This window comes from Vibrio sp. 10N.239.312.C11, assembly GCF_041466065.1.
In the GTDB taxonomy this organism is placed as follows: domain Bacteria; phylum Pseudomonadota; class Gammaproteobacteria; order Enterobacterales; family Vibrionaceae; genus Vibrio; species Vibrio tasmaniensis_A.
Genome location: NZ_JBFSRZ010000001.1, coordinates 116843 through 134372, shown reverse-complemented (window position 1 = coordinate 134372; position 17530 = coordinate 116843). Strand labels below are relative to the sequence as shown.

At 44.8% G+C, this 17530-nt stretch carries 12 protein-coding genes and 1 pseudogene; 8 read left to right on the top strand and 5 right to left on the bottom strand.

Annotated elements, in window-relative coordinates; translation table 11 throughout:
- The first annotated feature begins 226 nt into the window (after nt 1-226).
- The 3 genes from AB6D07_RS00600 (at nt 227) to AB6D07_RS00590 (ending at nt 3646) form a co-directional block, all read left to right on the top strand.
- Entirely contained in the window at nt 227-1093 is an 867-nt protein-coding gene (locus AB6D07_RS00600; RefSeq protein ID WP_017104112.1) for a phosphotransferase, read from the top strand.
- A gap of 96 nt (nt 1094-1189) precedes the next feature.
- Nucleotides 1190-1729 carry an alpha/beta hydrolase YcfP gene (gene ycfP, locus AB6D07_RS00595; protein ID WP_012604408.1) on the top strand — a complete coding sequence of 180 codons (540 nt, stop codon included), beginning with the start codon at nt 1190-1192 and terminating at the stop codon, nt 1727-1729.
- A gap of 627 nt (nt 1730-2356) precedes the next feature.
- Complete coding sequence (locus AB6D07_RS00590; protein WP_017096883.1) at nt 2357-3646, top strand: NAD(P)/FAD-dependent oxidoreductase; 1290 nt, start codon at nt 2357-2359, stop codon at nt 3644-3646.
- Nucleotides 3647-3756: 110 nt separating this feature from the next.
- Here the strand turns inward: AB6D07_RS00590 and AB6D07_RS00585 are convergent.
- The 4 genes and pseudogenes from AB6D07_RS00585 to AB6D07_RS00570 all read right to left on the bottom strand — a co-directional run bounded on the left by AB6D07_RS00585 (nt 3757) and on the right by AB6D07_RS00570 (nt 9306).
- Nucleotides 3757-4301 (bottom strand): annotated as a pseudogene (locus AB6D07_RS00585) (GNAT family N-acetyltransferase).
- A gap of 136 nt (nt 4302-4437) precedes the next feature.
- The gene (locus AB6D07_RS00580) at nt 4438-5205 is read right to left on the bottom strand and encodes a peptidoglycan binding protein CsiV (RefSeq protein WP_017104111.1); all 768 of its coding nucleotides are present in this window, start codon (nt 5203-5205) and stop codon (nt 4438-4440) included.
- Between the two features lie 63 nt (nt 5206-5268).
- Nucleotides 5269-8730 carry a transcription-repair coupling factor gene (gene mfd, locus AB6D07_RS00575; RefSeq protein WP_017104110.1) on the bottom strand — a complete coding sequence of 1154 codons (3462 nt, stop codon included), beginning with the start codon at nt 8728-8730 and terminating at the stop codon, nt 5269-5271.
- Nucleotides 8731-8736: 6 nt separating this feature from the next.
- On the bottom strand, nt 8737-9306 hold the full coding sequence (locus AB6D07_RS00570; RefSeq protein ID WP_009847150.1) for a hypothetical protein: 570 nt from the start codon (nt 9304-9306) through the stop codon (nt 8737-8739).
- 227 nt (nt 9307-9533) lie between these two features.
- Here AB6D07_RS00570 and lolC point away from each other — a divergent pair, with 227 nt between their 5' ends.
- The 3 genes from lolC to lolE are packed head-to-tail and all read left to right on the top strand — an operon-like array spanning nt 9534 to nt 12672.
- Nucleotides 9534-10742 (top strand): lipoprotein-releasing ABC transporter permease subunit LolC, encoded by a 1209-nt coding sequence (lolC, locus tag AB6D07_RS00565; protein ID WP_009847149.1) that lies wholly within the window; start codon nt 9534-9536, stop codon nt 10740-10742.
- Nucleotides 10735-11427: a lipoprotein-releasing ABC transporter ATP-binding protein LolD gene (gene lolD, locus AB6D07_RS00560; RefSeq protein ID WP_009847148.1), complete on the top strand. Its 693-nt coding sequence runs from the start codon at nt 10735-10737 to the stop codon at nt 11425-11427. Before lolC ends, lolD begins: the two co-directional genes overlap by 8 nt.
- Nucleotides 11428-12672, top strand: coding sequence for a lipoprotein-releasing ABC transporter permease subunit LolE (gene lolE, locus AB6D07_RS00555; RefSeq protein WP_017096879.1), 1245 nt, complete (start codon nt 11428-11430; stop codon nt 12670-12672).
- 212 nt (nt 12673-12884) lie between these two features.
- On the opposite strand, the gene AB6D07_RS00550 is transcribed toward lolE, so the two are convergent.
- A complete protein-coding gene (locus AB6D07_RS00550; protein ID WP_017104109.1) occupies nt 12885-13397 on the bottom strand; it encodes a DUF2062 domain-containing protein in 513 nt (170 codons plus the stop codon).
- Nucleotides 13398-13612: 215 nt separating this feature from the next.
- Between AB6D07_RS00550 and AB6D07_RS00545 the strand changes: the two genes are divergently transcribed.
- Entirely contained in the window at nt 13613-15745 is a 2133-nt protein-coding gene (locus tag AB6D07_RS00545) for a DNA internalization-related competence protein ComEC/Rec2 (protein WP_371701031.1), read from the top strand.
- Nucleotides 15746-15776: 31 nt separating this feature from the next.
- Nucleotides 15777-17525 (top strand): lipid A ABC transporter ATP-binding protein/permease MsbA, encoded by a 1749-nt coding sequence (gene msbA, locus AB6D07_RS00540; RefSeq protein WP_009847143.1) that lies wholly within the window; start codon nt 15777-15779, stop codon nt 17523-17525.
- Nucleotides 17526-17530 lie beyond the last annotated feature (5 nt).

Genomic DNA, 17530 nt, shown 5'->3' with positions numbered 1-17530 from the left:
TTCAGTTTACTTGGCTTCTAATTAGCTTACTGAGTTTTTAATTTAGCTTATTGAGCTTCTTAAATGGCTTAGTGTGCTATTAACCTGGCTTAGTCATGCCTCAACGCAGTACATGTTATTTGCTGTGATTGGTATTAATGAAGAGGCACTGGCTTTTGGTCAGTGCCTTTTTTGTAGGGAAATTAAGACGTTTATAGGGCAGTTAAGACGTTTATAGGGAGTAAATATGGCGATTTTTTCTTGGTCTGAAGCAAAGCTTCTTGATACCAGTTTGAGTTCTCTTGATGGCTACTTTTCTGAGCCTCCAATCAGAGCACAGACACTGACAGGTGGGTTGACTAATCGATGTTGGAAATTGGTTTTAGCCGATGGCACCGCGTATGTTTGGCGTCCAATTACCCCCATCACCAAAGCGTTCTTCATCTCTCGCCATGAAGAGTATCAAGTACTGTCTGCTATTGAGCGTCTAGATATCGGACCAAGTCCGATAGTGGTCAATGAGCAAGGCTTACTGGTTGAATGGATCGCGGGTGAGACGTTGTACGAAGGACTCGAGCAGGATGATTTACTGAAGACGCTGATCTCAGTGCATTTGGTTAATACTGCGCGACTGCCGCTCCAACCGTTCAGCTATACGGCTCGAGTTGACCACTACTGGCTTCAGCTTGATGCGGTTCATAAGACTGAAACCTGCACCAAGATTTATCAAGAGTGGCGCGTGGCTCCAAGTATCCCAAGTGTAGGCCTGTCTTTGTGTCATTTTGATCTCGGTGGCTATAACCTTGTGAAGAATCAAGATGGGATTAAGATCATTGACTGGGAATACGCAGCGCTAGCAGACCCAAGGCTTGATCTTACGCTGACTATTGCTGTTGCCCGATTACCAGTTACAGAAGCTGTTAATAAGTACTGTCAGCTAAGAGGTATCCATGATCCCCAATCTTGGCTTGACGGAGTAGAAGCCTGGTTACCAAGAAGCCAAATGATGGCAATGCTGTGGTATTTACTTGCTCATCAGCTATGGGGCGATGACAGTTATCAGCGTGAAGCAGAGGCTCTTAGTCACACTTTATGTAGCTATGATCACGTTTAGGAAGTGAAAAATATAATTTCAGAGGTCTTCCCTTTAAAACCTTGTTTTTCGTGTTAGATTGATCAAAACGTACCAATATTCAATGGGGGAGGTACAATGATTATCTATCTACACGGCTTCGACTCAACAAGCCCGGGCAATCACGAAAAAATACTGCAGTTGCAATTCATTGATGATGACGTTCGTTTCATCAACTACAGTACTTTGCATCCAAAACACGATATGCAGCATTTGCTAAAAGAAGTGCATAAAGTGATAGAGCAATCCGATGATCCACATCCAATCATTTGTGGTGTAGGTTTGGGTGGTTTTTGGTCTGAGCGTATTGGTTTCTTATGTGGGATTAAGCAGGTGGTGTTCAACCCTAATCTGCACCCTGAGAACAACATGGTAGGTCGAATTGATCGCCCAGAAGAGTACGAAGACATCGCGACTAAGTGTGTCGCTCAGTATCGTATGAAGAACAAAGGACGCTGTTTAGTGGTGCTTTCTCGTGAAGATGAAATTCACGACAATACGAAAACAGCTTCTGCTCTAGAAGATTACTACGAAGTTGTCTGGGACGAAAAAGAGAGTCATAAGTTCAAAAAGATCTCTCAACACTTACAGGCAATGAAGGCGTTTAAAAACGCTTAAGGATTACCGTCATTTTATAAAACAGCACTCAATTGAGTGCTGTTTTTTTATCCAAATTAGCAAGCGATGCCCGAAGGGTTCGAGCTGAGCACCCCGCAAAAAGCGTTTTACTCTTTGTTGAGGGAGATTTGCTTAGAATGACCAGGCTACTTCCCCCTTGCCGCGATTAAAACGCTTTTATATCGAACGAAATTTGACCGTGAAAAGGTCAATGTGCCCTAGTCATATAGATTTTATCGATGAGTTTGCGCAAACGTTAACTAATCAGTCACGAATCCTCATTGTGGGTAAGGATTTTTGTTGCGGTCATCTTTTTGCTATATATAATGTTCTAAAGCAAAATATTTTGATAAATGTCAAAAAAAATTGAGAGCGAGTGATAAAACTTGCCCATAATTTGTGCTCTGCCTCTCAGGTAGACACCTTTTTCATCCTCGTGAGCAAAGTGACAAACCAATGTTTGTTGCTTGTAATCCCTCTAACTACTCAGTGAGCTGTTGTTACTTATTATCACAGTCATCAAATGAGCCGCAGCCTTTGGAATTGAGGCCGAGTAGATACATAGAATTTATCGGTTGGAGTAATCGAGCCGAACCCCATTTATTCATTTTGTAGAGGATTGTCATTGTGACAAAAATTATCGTAGTAGGCGGCGGTGCTGGTGGTTTAGAACTAGCAACTAAGCTAGGCCGCACTTTAGGTCGTAAGAAACGTGCCCAGATTACTCTGGTAGACCGTAAAGCAAGCCACCTATGGAAACCATTGCTTCATGAAGTAGCCACTGGCTCATTGGATGAAGGTGTTGACGCGCTAAGCTACCGCGCACACGCGAAAAACCATTGCTTTGATTTCCAAATGGGCAGCCTGAACGATATCGATCGTGAACGTAAAGTGATTGCGTTGAGCGAGTTGACTGATGAGCACGGTGAGTTACTGATGCCAAGCCGCGAACTTGAATACGACATTCTTGTGATGGCGTTAGGTTCAACGTCAAACGACTTCAATACCCCAGGTGTTCGTGACAACTGTATTTTCCTTGATAGCCCAGAGCAAGCACACCGTTTCCGTACAGAAATGAACAACCAGTTCTTAAAGCTGCACGCTAAGAATGGTCAAGGTACGGTAGACATTGCGATTGTTGGTGCGGGTGCTACTGGTGTTGAACTGTCTGCTGAGCTTCACAACGCTGTGAAAGAGCTTCGTACATACGGTTTTGGCGACCTAGATTCAAGCAAGCTGAACGTTAACCTTGTTGAAGCGGGTGAGCGTATTCTTCCAGCTCTACCTCCTCGTATTTCCAGCGCAGCACATTCTGAGCTAACTAAGCTTGGCGTCAACGTGCGTACAACGACAATGGTTACACAAGCTGACGCTGACGGTCTAACGACCAAAGATGGTGAGAAGATCCCAGCACAGATCATGGTATGGGCTGCTGGTATTAAAGCGCCAGATTTCATGAAAGATATCGGTGGTCTTGAGACGAACCGTATCAACCAGTTGGTTGTCAAAAACACGCTGCAAACTACGCTTGATGACAACATCTTTGCTATCGGTGATTTGGCGCAATGTACACAAGCGGATGGTTCGTTTGTTCCACCACGTGCGCAAGCTGCTCACCAAATGGCAAGCTGCGCATTTAGCAACATCATTGCTAAGCTGAACGGTCGTGACCTGAAAGACTACATCTACAAAGATAAAGGCTCACTGGTTTCACTAAGCCGTTTTTCTACAGTAGGTAGCTTGATGGGTAACCTGACTAAAGGTTCGATGATGGTTGAGGGACGTATTGCTCGTGTGGTTTACATCTCTTTGTACCGAATGCACCAGATGGCACTTCACGGCTTAATCAAAACATCACTGATGATGTTGGTGGGTCGTATTAACCGTGTCCTTCGTCCAAACCTAAAGCTTCACTAATCAGGTAAGCCTTCTAAGGTCATTACGCTGATAATAAAAAAGAGCTCTTCGGAGCTCTTTTTCGATCGTGTCGAGTACGTGTTATTTCGGATTGTTACTCTATTAAGCGATTAAGATAATGGAGGTAACACAGAATAAACCACGCCATCTTTCGGTTTACCGTTAAAGATAAAGCGATTCTTTGCAATGGCTTCACGTTCAGCGCCACATTTCTCGATCAGCTTTTGGCTGGGTAGGTTCTCTGTATCGCAGACAATCTCCAAACGCGTCAACTTGAGCATTGCGAAGCAAAATTCAAATAGGGCAAGCATTGCTTCTTTCGCTATCCCTTTTCTCTGAAATTGATCACCCACCCAATAACCTAAACTTGCATATTAAAGGTGTGGTAAAGCTCATTTATGGCCACCATGCCGACTAACTTTTCGCTTTTTCGTTCGAAGATACCAAAGCCAAACGCATCGGCTTTAACCCAGTTTAAGCGAGTCGCAAGAATGAATCTCTCGGCCTCGACGGTCGAAAACTCGTCGTGGCACCAGTCGAGCCATGGCAATAAACTCGGGGAGGATTTAACCAGCTGCGAAAACTCTTGAGCGTCTGAGGCTTCAATGATTTTTAGGTTGAGGTGTTGAGTATTTATCTGAAAGTCAGGGCTCATAAGAAATACCGAATTACATGTAAGTACTGAACAAAGGATTCAGTGCAGAATAAAGATAGATAGCACTTAATAAAACGCCCTCACTAGGAGGGCGGATTGAATTATTTATATAATTATAGCCGAATCGGCAAGTAACTTACTGCGCTACACGTCGAACTTGAATCACCATGCCTAGAAGCGGGTGATCAAGGTAGTGAGTCTCAGTACTGCGCATACGACGTTTTTGGTCCATGCGGTAGCTCTTAAGGAACTCTTCCACTTCAACCGTCGGAGAGATTTCAGTGAGGTTGCCCACTTGAACATTGCTTTCGGCGCCACTTACTGGTGAATCTAGCTCGATTTGTTGCTCTTGAAGAGTCACTTCACGAACGCTCGGCGCTTTTAAATCCAATGTTGTTTCAGCGTAGAGGTAATGCTGAACGTAGATTTGCAGCTTGCCGTCTAACTCGTAAAGCGGCTTATCGATAGTCTCTTCTTGAAAACCATCAGTATTTACTGCTGTTACTACACCTTTCTCAGAACCGTCGGCATTAAACTGTTTGGAGAAGTCTTTACCGGCTTGAACATGGAAAACCGGTGCCGAGCTTTTGCCTTGGTCGCCTTGACGCCAAGCGGTATGCATCAGAACTTCAAAGCCTGCGTGTTTGCGTAGCTTGTCTTTCTGAGGTGTTAACTTGTATTCCGAGTAAGGCAGCATCTGCACGCCTTTCTTCGCTCGGTATTGGGTATCTTGAAATGAACCTACGCGCTCAAGTGAAATCTGAGGCTGTGTGTTTGGCCAAGATTCATTCACTTTTTCTGCATCAACAGCACGCTTAAAAATGATCACTTCTATATCAAATTGTCTCTGCGCCAAACTTGGCAGTGAGACGAACAATAGTAGCAGTGGGATCAGTCTTTTCATTTTTACTCCGTCTTCCAGCCGAACTACCGGCTGGATAATTTATATGTGCAAGTGGATTGGGTCTTATGCCGAAGGAAGCAAGTTCTGTCTGAATTCGCCCAATAAATCACTAACAAATTGAATTCGTTTCCGTCTGTCGACCAATGGTATCGTAAACTTGAACTTTGTTGGTCCTTCCATTGAAAACTTTTGCGGTTGAGATTGCAACAGTTTAACAAGGTAGGTCGGGTTTATGTCAGCATCCGGGTAGAATTCTAAGAATCCACCTTTATCATGAGCCTCAATTTTCTTCGCTTTGATAGACGCCGCGGCTAATTTTAGCTCTGAAACTGACAACAAGTTCTTGGTAGCATCCGGCAGAAGGCCGAAGCGATCAATCAGCTCGACTTTCAACTCTGCCAATTCGTCGGTGTCACTCACACTCGCAATACGCTTATAAGTAGACAAACGTGTATTGATGTCTGGGATGTAGTCATCAGGCAATAGCGCAGGCAGGCGCATCTCAATTTCAGTTTGTTCACGCAGTAGGTCATCAAGCGATGGCTCTCGCCCCTCTTTCAATGCTTCAACTGCTTGTTCAAGCATCTCCATGTACAAGGTGAAACCAACCGATTGGATTTGACCACTCTGTTCATCACCTAACAGCTCACCCGCGCCACGAATCTCTAAGTCATGGGTTGCTAGTGTAAAGCCTGCACCTAAGTCTTCAAGTGAAGCTATGGCATCTAATCGCTTAACCGCATCTTTGGTCATTGCTTTCGGAGGAGGTGTTAGCAGATAGGCATAGGCTTGGTGGTGAGATCGACCCACACGCCCACGCAATTGGTGCAACTGTGCTAAACCAAGGTTATCGGCTCTGTCCATTAAGATGGTATTGGCTGTTGGTACGTCGATACCGGTTTCGATGATGGTTGTACACACTAGCAAGTTAAAACGCTGGTGGTAGAAGTCATTCATGATGCGTTCTAGTTCGCGCTCTCGCATCTGGCCATGAGCCACGGTGACACGCGCTTCTGGAATCAGTTTCTGTAGTGACTCAGCCGTCTTTTCAATCGTGTCGACTTGGTTGTGTAAGAAGTAAACTTGACCACCACGCATGATTTCACGAAGTACCGCTTCTCTGACGATCGCGTCATCACTCTCACGGACAAAGGTCTTTATTGCTAAGCGTCGTGCTGGTGGTGTTGCGATGATTGACAAGTCACGCATGCCGCTCATTGCCATGTTCAATGTACGTGGAATTGGCGTCGCGGTGAGCGTTAGGATATCGACATCCGCACGCATTGCTTTCACTTTTTCTTTCTGACGCACACCAAAGCGGTGCTCTTCATCGACAACCAACAGGCCAAGGTCTTTAAACTGAAGGTCACTTGAAAGTAACTTGTGAGTACCCACTAAGATGTCGACCTTACCGTCGGCGACATCTTGCATGATCGATTTCTGTTCTTTGGCTGATTTGAATCGAGACAGAACCTCAACACGAATCGGCAAGTTGGCGAAACGGTCGCGGAAGTTTTCAAAGTGTTGCTGAGCAAGTAACGTTGTCGGTACTAACACGGCCACTTGTTTGCTGTTATCGGTACACACGAACGCGGCACGCATTGCGACTTCTGTTTTACCAAAACCAACATCACCACACACTAAGCGGTCCATGGCTTTTGCTTGGCACATATCAGACATTACCGCATTAATTGCCATCGCTTGGTCATCGGTTTCTTCAAACGGGAAGCCAGATTTGAAGGTTGCGTACTGACCACGATCGAGCACAAATTTGTAACCCGGCTTAAGCTCACGCTTGGCGTAAACATCGAGCAGTTCGGCTGCGACGTCACGGACTTTCTCTGCGGCGCGCTTACGAGCTTTCTGCCATGCTTCACCGCCAAGTTTATGTAGCGGTGCAGAATCTTCAGCACCACCAGAGTAGCGGCCAATTAAGTTCAGAGATGCAACTGGTACGTAGAGCTTGGCATCGTTTTGATACTCAAGTGTTACGTATTCGGTTTTCATACCACCCGCTTCTAGGGTCTGCAGGCCTATGTAGCGACCAATACCGTGGTCAATGTGAACAACCGGTTGGCCCGGTTTAAGTTCCGCTAAGTGACGGATTACGGTGTCGCTGTTTACGCTTTTTTTGTCTTTTTTACGACGCTGAATAACGCGATCACCCAATAGATCACTTTCACAGATAAGGGCGATGTTTTGCTCTTCGTGGATAAAGCCATGCTCAGCAGAACCTAGGATCAGGGTGAACTTATCTTTACCTTTAATTGCCGCGTCGAGGTTTTCAACTTCGCTTGGACGAACTTTGATGCCTCGAAGCAATTCACTTAGAGCTTCACGGCGGCCTTCAGACTCAACCGAAAAGACCACTTTTCCGTCGAAGGCTTCAGTGAACTTTCTTAAGTTAGACAACGGTTCTTTATTCTGATGTTGAACGCTGAGATCTGGTAGAGACGTAACTGGAAGGTTGGTACGCCCAGCTTTTTCTTCAATTGAATCTAAGCTCAGATTGACCTGTGGCTTTTGTTTGAAGTGTGCGAACAGTTCGTCTTTCTTTAACCACAGTTGTTCAGGTGTGAGCAGCGGTCGTAATGGATCAACACCGCGTTGTTCGTATCGATGAGAAACGTCGGTTAGGAACGAATCTACTGCGGTCTCGACATCACCTAGAACGAGGATTTGCGCTTCATCTGCAACATAATCAAACAAGGTTTCGGTGTGCTCGAAGAACAGCGGTTGCCAATACTCAATACCAGCAGGCCACGTGCCTTTAGAAACCTGCATATAAACCGATTCTGGTTCACGGCGCGCATCAAACTGTTGGCGCCAACGAATACGGAAATCTTCAATCGCTGTTTCCGAGGTTGGGAATTCGTGAGCAGGCAGCAGTCGAATCTCAGAGATGTCTTCGATAGAGCGCTGGTTTTCAGGATCGAAAGTACGGATCGTGTCGATCTCGTCATCGAAGAAGTCGATACGATACGGGTCTTTGCTGCCCATTGGGAACAGGTCGAGAATAGAACCACGGCTAGCGTATTCACCCGGGCCAAACACTTGGTCAACATAGCGATAGCCCGACTTTTCGAGTTGCAGACGTAATTTCTCTAGTGAATAGAGATCGCCTGTTTTCACCATTAACGTGTGTTGTAGTAAGAAGTCGCGCGGTGACTGGCGTTGCAATAACGTGCTGATCGGAACGATCGTGATGCCATCTTTTAGCGTTGGCAGTGCGTAAAGGCGTGCTATACGATCTGAGATGATCTCTTGGTGCGGCGAGAAGCTATCGTATGGCAGCGTCTCCCAGTCAGGAAACAACGCAACTTCATGTGCCGTAAACTGTTCAATTTCAGATTGAAGCTTGAGTGCGATCTGAGGATCAGGCACTGCAAGTAAAGTATGGCTGTTATGCTGCTCCGCTAGTTTAGCGATAGTAAGCGCGAGAGATGAACCAACTAGGTTACCGATGTGCTTTTTGTCACCGGCACCTTTGAGCTTAGGTAGTGTGAAAATGGATTGTTTTGTCATGTCTATTTACTTGTTATCTCGTTCTAGAGAGCGTTGACGTAAGAGCTTTTGTTGTTGATGGAGCGCAGCCTTGATCAACAAGTCTTGGTCAGTATCACGAAGATGAGCATATTTGAATTTGATTTCGAAGCCTGAATCTTTAGGTTCGCTAGCGAAGACCTCCGCGTAGCAATAGATAGCGGCGGCAGGGTGCTCGATAAAGAGCTTGGCTTTAACTAAGCGACCCGCTTCGATATCTGTTTTGGAAAAACACGAGAACTGACTCGCGCCAAATGAATACGTATGGGTGCGAAATTGTTCATCATCTTGTTGCGATAACATAAAGCTCAACAAGAGGTTTAATTTAGAGTTCTGTGCATCCAATAAACTGATGACATTCTTCAAGTCGCTGTTTTTCAGTTCGTTGCGAGCACTGTCAGCTAATAGATCCAATTGGCTAAATTCACTTGCCACTACAAAAGGGGCAGGGATCTCTGATTCGAACTGAATCTGAGAAGGTAAAGCGAAGTTACTGTCCATTGGCTCAATATTAGCGGTAAGGCTGTGGTGAACGGTAAAAAACTCTTGTTCTGTCATGCGTTAGTTCCTTGAAGTGATCTATTGATTATCGCTATGTGGCCGCAGTAATCAAGGTCAGTTAATTGAAAGTCTCAAATAGTTGTTTGAAAGTTAGCTATTTGACAAGGTTCTGTTTTTCAAGCCTAACTAATTGAGTTAATTCACTCTATATTTTCAATTAACCCCTACACAGTAACGGCAATACCCGTTACATTAACCCGCATCTCCTTTAGATGGTTCAAAGTATGTTTCATCCTATTTCATTGTTTGTTGGCCTGCGTTATTTGAAAGGCCGTTCAGGTGATCGCTTTAGCCGTTTTGTTTCTTATATGTCGACAGCCGGAATTACCATTGGTGTGCTGTCTCTGGTTACTGTTTTGTCGGTAATGAATGGATTCGAAGCGCAGTTAAAAGACCGAATTCTTGGTGTCCTTCCTCAAGCCGTCGTTTACGAGCAAGGAGGCACAACGTCACTTTCTGCTCAAGCACCTAGCTTTGCGGAGCAAATGTCGCTCAATGGCCACGTAGAACCTATTGTTCGCAGTGAAGCGGTGATCCAAAGTCCTGCTCAGTTATCTGCGGGCTTGTTAATCGGTATTGAGCCAAATTCAGATGACCCTCTTCAGAATCATTTAATTGCTGGCAGACTGTCTTCACTCAAAGCTGGTCAGTATCAGCTTTTCCTTGGTCATACCTTGGCAAGAAACTTGAAAGTGTCTATGGGCGACAAAGTTCGCTTAATGGTGACCAGTGCCAGCCAATACACGCCGTTAGGACGTATTCCTAGCCAACGAAATTTTACCGTAGCTGGGATTTTTAACACGGGTTCGGATATCGATGCTCAATTGATGGTGACAGATATCAACGATGCTGGGCGTTTGATGCGCTATAAATCAGACACCATTTCAGGCTGGCGACTGTTTTTTGATGACCCATTTGAAGTGGCAGAACTATCAAACCAACCGCTACCGGAAGGTTGGGTGTGGAGCGATTGGCGAGACCAACGTGGCGAGCTATTCCAAGCCGTTCGAATGGAAAAAAACATGATGGGTTTGATGCTTGGGCTGATCATTGGTGTTGCTGCGTTTAACATTATTTCTGCGCTTATTATGGTGGTGATGGAGAAACAGTCCGAAGTCGCCATCTTAAAAACCCAAGGTATGCGTGATGGTCAAGTCATGGGGATCTTTATGGTTCAAGGTGCAAGTAGTGGTGTGATCGGCGCATTATCTGGTGGCATCCTGGGCGTGATTTTAGCTTCGAACCTCAATACTATTTTAGAGGCGATGGGTGTTGCTCTGTTTTCATTTGGTGGACAGTTGCCAATTTTAATTAACCCAATTCAAATCGCCGTTGTTGTGGTTCTGGCTATTGCACTTAGCTTGATTGCCACTGTCTTCCCTTCTTATCGTGCATCGTCTGTGAAACCTGCTGAGGCCCTTCGTTATGAGTAATTTTCTTCAATGTAATGATATCCGTAAAACGTACCGTGAAGGCTCGTTAGATACTGAGGTTCTCAAGGGCGTCAGCTTCGAAATAGAAAAGGGTGAGCTAGTCGCAATCATTGGTACATCCGGTTCAGGTAAAAGTACGCTATTGCATATTTTAGGGGCGTTGGATGATGCTTCTGATGGTAGTGTCAGCTTTCTCGGACAAGACTTAGCGTCTTTGAGTTCGAATAAGCAGGCTAAGCTTCGCAACCAGCATCTTGGCTTTGTTTATCAATTCCATCATCTTCTTTCTGATTTCTCAGCGTTAGAAAACGTAGCAATGCCGTTGTTGATAGGTGGAGAGAAGCCAGCGAAAGCTAAACAAGAAGCACAGTTGCTACTTGATAAAGTGGGGCTAAGTCATCGTGTTGACCACCGACCTTCAGAACTTTCAGGTGGTGAGAGGCAACGAGTGGCAATTGCTCGTGCATTGGTGAACAAGCCTGCGCTAGTGTTGGCGGATGAGCCGACTGGTAACCTAGACCACAACACAGCACTTTCTATTTACGACTTAATGCGCGAACTGAACCGTGAGTACGATACTGCCTTTTTGGTTGTGACTCACGATGGTGAACTTGCCGGTAAGATGGATCGCCAACTTCACATGCAAGATGGTTTACTGGTCAACGTAGAAAAAGAGGAGAGCTAAGTGTTTTCTTCTTTATCTCTATTGATAGGCGGCCGATTTAGCCGGGCGAAACAACGAGACAAAATGGTGTCGTTCATCTCCTTGTCTTCGACAATTGGTATTGCTGTTGGTGTCGCGGTAATCATTATCGGCTTATCTGCAATGAATGGTTTTGAGCGAGAGCTTCAATCACGAGTACTTTCTGTCATTCCTCACGGTGAGTTTGAGGGCGTGAATAAACCAGTAACTCGCTGGGAGCATGTGATTGAGGAGTCGGTAAAGCACGATAAAGTCGTTGCTGCTGCGCCTTATGTGAAAATTACCGCGCTTGCCGAAAAAGGCAAAGAGTTGAAAGCAATTGAAGTTCGCGGCGTTGACCCACAACTTGAGCAACAAGTATCGAGCCTATCGAGTTTTATCGATAAGCAAGCTTGGAGCGATTTTAAGGCAGGGCAACAACAAATCATTTTGGGCTCTGGTGTGGCCAATGTACTTGGCGCGAAAGTCGGTGATTACCTGACTCTGATGATCCCGACGGTGAATGGGTCGGTTAAGGTTCAAGCACCTAAACGTGTTCGAGTCAAAGTGGTTGGCTTGCTGACGCTTAATGGCCAAATTGACCACAGCTTAGCTTTGATCCCGATCGGCGATGCGCAAATTTACGCAAACCTAGGCGAGGCAGTGACAGGGGTTTCTTTAAAAGTGACCGATGTTCTGAACGCGAACTCTATTGTGCGTGAGGTGGGTAACCAGCTTGATGTGTATGTGTATCTACGAAGCTGGCAACAGAAGTTTGGCTTCTTGTATCGAGATATTCAGTTGGTTCGCACCATTATGTATCTGGTGATGGTACTGGTTATTGGTGTTGCTTGTTTCAATATTGTCTCGACATTAATGATGGCAGTAAAAGACAGAGCATCAGAGATCGCGATTTTAAGAACCATGGGCGCATCGGACGGCCTTGTGAAACGCATTTTCGTTTGGCAGGGCGTATTCTCCGGTGTGTTAGGTAGTTTGGTGGGCAGTGTAATAGGCGTGTTAGTGGCGCTTAATCTCACGACACTTATCAAAGGGCTTGAAAGGCTAGTTGATCACCAGTTCTTGTCCGGTGACATCTATTTTGTCGACTTCTTGCCATCACAACTCGATATGACGGATGTTGTTGTGGTTTCAGGTACAGCGATTGTATTGAGCCTATTGGCGACATGGTACCCAGCATCACGAGCAGCCAAGTTAAACCCTGCCTCGGTGCTTAGCTCGAAGTAATGCGCTTAGTAATACGTCATGTAGCATGATAGACAAATGGCATACACAAAAAAGGATCCCTGATGGGATCCTTTTTTTTGAATTCAATCTGCATTCTTTACGACTGTGGTTACATCCCAATATTGCAGAGTTCTGCGGTTCATCTGACTTTAACTTGTGTGCGGTTTAAGTGAAGCGCATACAAGGATAGATTGAACGACAAGGAAAAGTTGTCAGTACCTTGCTTGACGCTTCTTCCAACTTCTTACTACTGAGTAACGCCATAACCCGCGAATACCAAAGTAGCCAATCATTGCTGAAACCACGCCACAAATCAGGCAACCCAGTAAGAAAGGAGGCCCGATTGTATTCATTTGCGCCAAGATGAAGTCCCAAGACAATTCGAAATGGAAGGCTTGAGGTGGTACATGCATAACAAACGCCCCGATTTTATAAGCAAAGTAGAAGAGAACGGGCATAGTGACCGGGTTACTGATCCAAACAAGTGCGACAGCCAAAGGTAGGTTAACGCCACATGCGACAGCAAGGCCTGCAGACATAATCATTTGGCTTGGTAGAGGGACAAACGCCATGAATAACCCAACAGCGAATGCGCCAGCCGCAGAGCGACGATTAAGACACCATAAGTTGGGGTTGTACAAAACATTGCCAAAAACTTTCAATGCTTTCTGACGCTTGATTAGCTCATGGTCAGGCATAAATCGTTTGATAAACTTTCTTGGCATAGGAGGAAGCTACTCTCTTGTTTAACACTTGGTTCTTGATTTCATTTGCTGCGACAGTTGTGTCTGCCAGCTTCTGGCCTGTGATGCCTCATTGGGTTTGGGCACCATTGATGCTGTTGTTACTACTAGCATCAACAAAGTATAGCGTTTTCCGGAGTGCAAGAGGTCTAGCAACAGCATTGATACTAGTTATCTGCCTAGGGAATGTAATTGAAATACAAACGAGTCGCTTATTTCAATCAGGGCAGAATACTACCATAAATGCTTCGGTTGTTAGCCTTTTTAGTGAAAATAGCCACGGTTTTGAAAGCGTAATAGTAGCTAGATCAATTGGCGGCGAAAAATTAATCTTTCCTCAATTAATAAAATTACGTTTGTTTACACCTTTTAAGTTAACACTCGGAGATGATGTCAATTTATCTGTGTATATAAAGCCTGTATGGGGCAAACTCAATGAAGCAGGCTTTGATTTAGAAAAGTATCTGTTTAGCGCAGGTGTGGTTGCCAATGCAATTTACAGATCTAATACAAAGTATCGCATTCATACCAATAGCAACTTACGGTCCTATTGGTTTGAAAACAGTCTTGAAAGGTTAAGTCAACTGGCAAATCAAGACCTCATTATGGCTTTGAGTTTTGGTTATCGAGACCTTATTCACTCTCAGCGTTGGGACTTACTTAAAAGCAGTGGTTTGATTCACTTGATGGCTATTTCGGGGCTGCATATTGGGATTGCCTTTGGTATCGGCTATCAAGTAGGAAAGGTATTCAGGTTACTATCATCTTCACTTCTTTGGTTGCCCACAATATTCGGAGTCGGCTTAGCCTATTTCTACAGTTGGTTTGCTGGGTTCACGCTGCCCACCTTGAGAGCTTTGGTGATGTGTATTATCGCCAGCTATTTCTTGTGGCGTGGGCAAAATATCAGTTTGTTTCGGTATGTCGCCTTAAGTCTGTGCGTGGTTCTGCTAATTTGGCCATTTTCAGCATTATCGAGTAGCTTCTGGTTGTCTTTTGGTGCGTTAGGTGCCGTTCTTTACATTGCGTTAAATAGTCAGTCATCCGATTCAAACTCAACATTTATCGAGCGAGCACTGCAGCTCTTCAAGATTCAGTTAATGCTGACATTCCTGATTGCTCCCTTTTCGATGCTGTTCTTTAATGGGGTCAGCTTAGTCTCTGTTTTCTACAACTTGCTCCTTTTACCTTGGGTGTCGATGGTGGTTATTCCACTATTGTTCCTGGCAATGTTCTTTAGCTTAATATTGGCGCCAGTATCAGGTGGCGTTGGCTTAACTACATTCAACAATGGTTTGTCTGAACAATTATGGATGTTGGTCGACTTATCGCTTGAGCCTCTCGTATTTAGTCTTCCTTTCTCTGAACGATTTTGGTTTCAAGTGGATAATCACACGATTGAGTTGTCTGTATTCCTCATCTTGTTTTTCGGTTTTGTCAGTCGATATTTCAAGCGAGCACTATCTATATTGATTATTACCGTGTTTGTACTGTGGTGGGAGTTCGGCAAGCCTCAACAAGACAAACTAATTATCGATATCTTGGATGTTGGTCACGGGTTGTCTTTGCTCTTAGAAAAGAACAATCAGATTGTTCTTTACGATCTTGGTAACGCATGGCCAGGAGGTTCCATTGTCGAATCCTTACTTATTCCTACTTTGAATCAGAGGGGAATTCATGAGTTGGAGGGTGTAATAGTGAGTCATTTCGATTCTGACCACGCTGGTGGCTATCCGTCGTTACTTGAAAATTACAACCCTAAGTGGGTAAGAGCCAGTCAGAATATCAGTCAACAAGGACAATCTACGATTCAAGAATCGTCAAATATTCAAGCATGTATTTTAGGAGAAGTATGGACTTGGCAAGGGGTTGCTTTTGAGGTCTTGTGGCCTCCCAAACAAGTGAAGAGGGCGTATAACCCACATTCGTGCGTGGTCAGGCTTTTTGACCCCGCTCTAGAGTTCTCGATGTTACTTACTGGTGATATTGAATTGGTCAGTGAGTGGTTACTTGCACGCGAAGGCGAACGGCTTCGAAGTGACGTAATGCTTGTTCCTCATCATGGTAGCAATACGTCTTCGATCGCCAGTTTTATTGAGGCCGTTTCACCTCAGTTAGCGATCGCTTCTTTGGCCAAAGGCAATCAATGGGGGATGCCGAGTGAATCCGTTATTGAACGTTATCACGACGCAGGGAGTGCTTGGCTTGATACTGGAGAAAGCGGCCAAATAACCATCAGTATTGGTCAAGAAGGTTGGCAATATCATGAGATTAGAGAACAACAAGGCAGACAGTGGTATAGGCAGATGCTTCGTAAGGGAGTAGAATAGGAAGATTATTGTGAGAAAATTAAGCGATTCTATGTCAACACAAACAGATGAAACTACCTGGGTCACATTTAAAAGACTTTGGACTTATATTCGACTATATAAGGCCGGCCTTGGTGTTGCGGTTATTGCGCTTATTATAAATGCTGTCACTGATACCTACATGATTTCCTTACTAAAGCCGTTACTTGATGAAGGCTTTGGTAATGCAGAATCTGACTTTTTACGTACGCTCCCTCTCATTATCTTTGTCATGATGTTCGTTCGTGGCATCAGTGGCTTTGTTTCAACTTATTGTTTGAGCTGGGTTTCAGGCAATGTGGTCATGGAAATTCGACGTAAAATATTCAGCCATTTTATGCATATGCCAGTTTCTTTTTTTGATAAAGAACAGACTGGTGCGCTGCTATCTCGAATTACTTACGATTCAGAGCAAGTCTCTGCGGCAACCAGTAAAGCATTAGTCAGTATTGTCCGTGAAGGTGCAAGTATTATTGGCCTGTTGACGCTGATGTTCTGGAATAGTTGGCAGTTGTCTTTGGTGTTGTTCGCTGTCGCCCCTCTTGTCGCGTGGGCAATCAGTATCGTATCGAAGCGATTCAGAAAGATCTCTAAGAACATGCAAACCAGTATGGGTCACGTCGCTTCTTCTGCAGAACAAATGCTGAAAGGACATAAAGTCGTTCTAACGTATGGCGGACAAGATCTAGAAAAACACCGCTTTGACCAAGTTAGTAACCAAATGCGCCAACAAAGCATGAAGCTAATCACTGCTCAAGCGGCCGCTAACCCAATTATTCAGATGATTGCATCACTTGCAATCGTAGTTGTTCTATTTCTTGCTAGTGTTGATTCAATTAAAGCAGAGCTTACTCCTGGTACGTTCACTGTTGTGTTCTCGGCGATGTTTGGTTTACTACGCCCACTAAAAGCTCTGACTAATGTAACGTCTGAATTCCAACGTGGTATGGCAGCGAGTACGACCCTATTTGGTTTGATGGATCTAGATACGGAACAAAATAAAGGTACGTTGAAGCCTGAAACCGTAGCGGGTGAAGTTGAAGTAAAAGATGTGACATTTACTTACCAGGGAGCAGAGAAAGCAGCGCTTGATAAGGTCAGTTTTAATATACCGAAAGGCAAGACAGTCGCACTTGTCGGCCGTTCAGGTTCGGGTAAGAGCACCATTGCGAACCTGTTTACTCGTTTTTATGACGTAGACTCTGGCTCTATTGAGCTTGATGGTCACGACATTCGTGATTATGAATTAAGAAATCTACGTGAGCACTTCGCTCTTGTTTCCCAGAATGTGCACCTATTTAACGATACGGTTGCGAACAACATCGCTTACGCAGCTGAAGAACAGTATTCACGTGAACAGATCGAACACGCGGCTAAACTTGCGCATGCAAGCGAGTTTATCGAAGGCATGGAAAATGGCATCGATACGGTTGTTGGCGAAAATGGCGCGAGCCTGTCTGGCGGTCAAAGACAGCGTATCGCGATTGCACGTGCTCTATTGAGAGATGCACCTGTTCTGATCCTTGATGAGGCGACATCTGCATTGGATACCGAGTCAGAAAGAGCGATTCAATCTGCGTTAGAAGAGCTGCAGAAAGACAAAACAGTACTTGTTATCGCACACCGACTTTCTACTATCGAGCAAGCTGATGAGATTCTAGTGGTTGATGATGGGCATATTGTAGAAAGAGGTGCACATGCCGAGCTCATCGCCCTTGATGGCGCTTATGCACAACTACACCGAATTCAGTTCAGCGGATAAGATTA

Bases quoted from the DNA above. Each gene is read 5' to 3' on its own strand.
- AB6D07_RS00600 (WP_017104112.1), top strand. From the start codon at position 227: ATGGCGATTTTTTCTTGGTCTGAAGCAAAGCTTCTTGATACCAGTTTG.
- ycfP (WP_012604408.1), top strand. From the start codon at position 1,190: ATGATTATCTATCTACACGGCTTCGACTCAACAAGCCCGGGCAATCAC.
- AB6D07_RS00580 (WP_017104111.1), bottom strand. From the start codon at position 5,205: ATGAAAAGACTGATCCCACTGCTACTATTGTTCGTCTCACTGCCAAGT.
- mfd (WP_017104110.1), bottom strand. From the start codon at position 8,730: ATGACAAAACAATCCATTTTCACACTACCTAAGCTCAAAGGTGCCGGT.
- AB6D07_RS00570 (WP_009847150.1), bottom strand. From the start codon at position 9,306: ATGACAGAACAAGAGTTTTTTACCGTTCACCACAGCCTTACCGCTAAT.
- lolC (WP_009847149.1), top strand. From the start codon at position 9,534: ATGTTTCATCCTATTTCATTGTTTGTTGGCCTGCGTTATTTGAAAGGC.
- lolD (WP_009847148.1), top strand. From the start codon at position 10,735: ATGAGTAATTTTCTTCAATGTAATGATATCCGTAAAACGTACCGTGAA.
- AB6D07_RS00550 (WP_017104109.1), bottom strand. From the start codon at position 13,397: ATGCCAAGAAAGTTTATCAAACGATTTATGCCTGACCATGAGCTAATC.
- msbA (WP_009847143.1), top strand. From the start codon at position 15,777: ATGTCAACACAAACAGATGAAACTACCTGGGTCACATTTAAAAGACTT.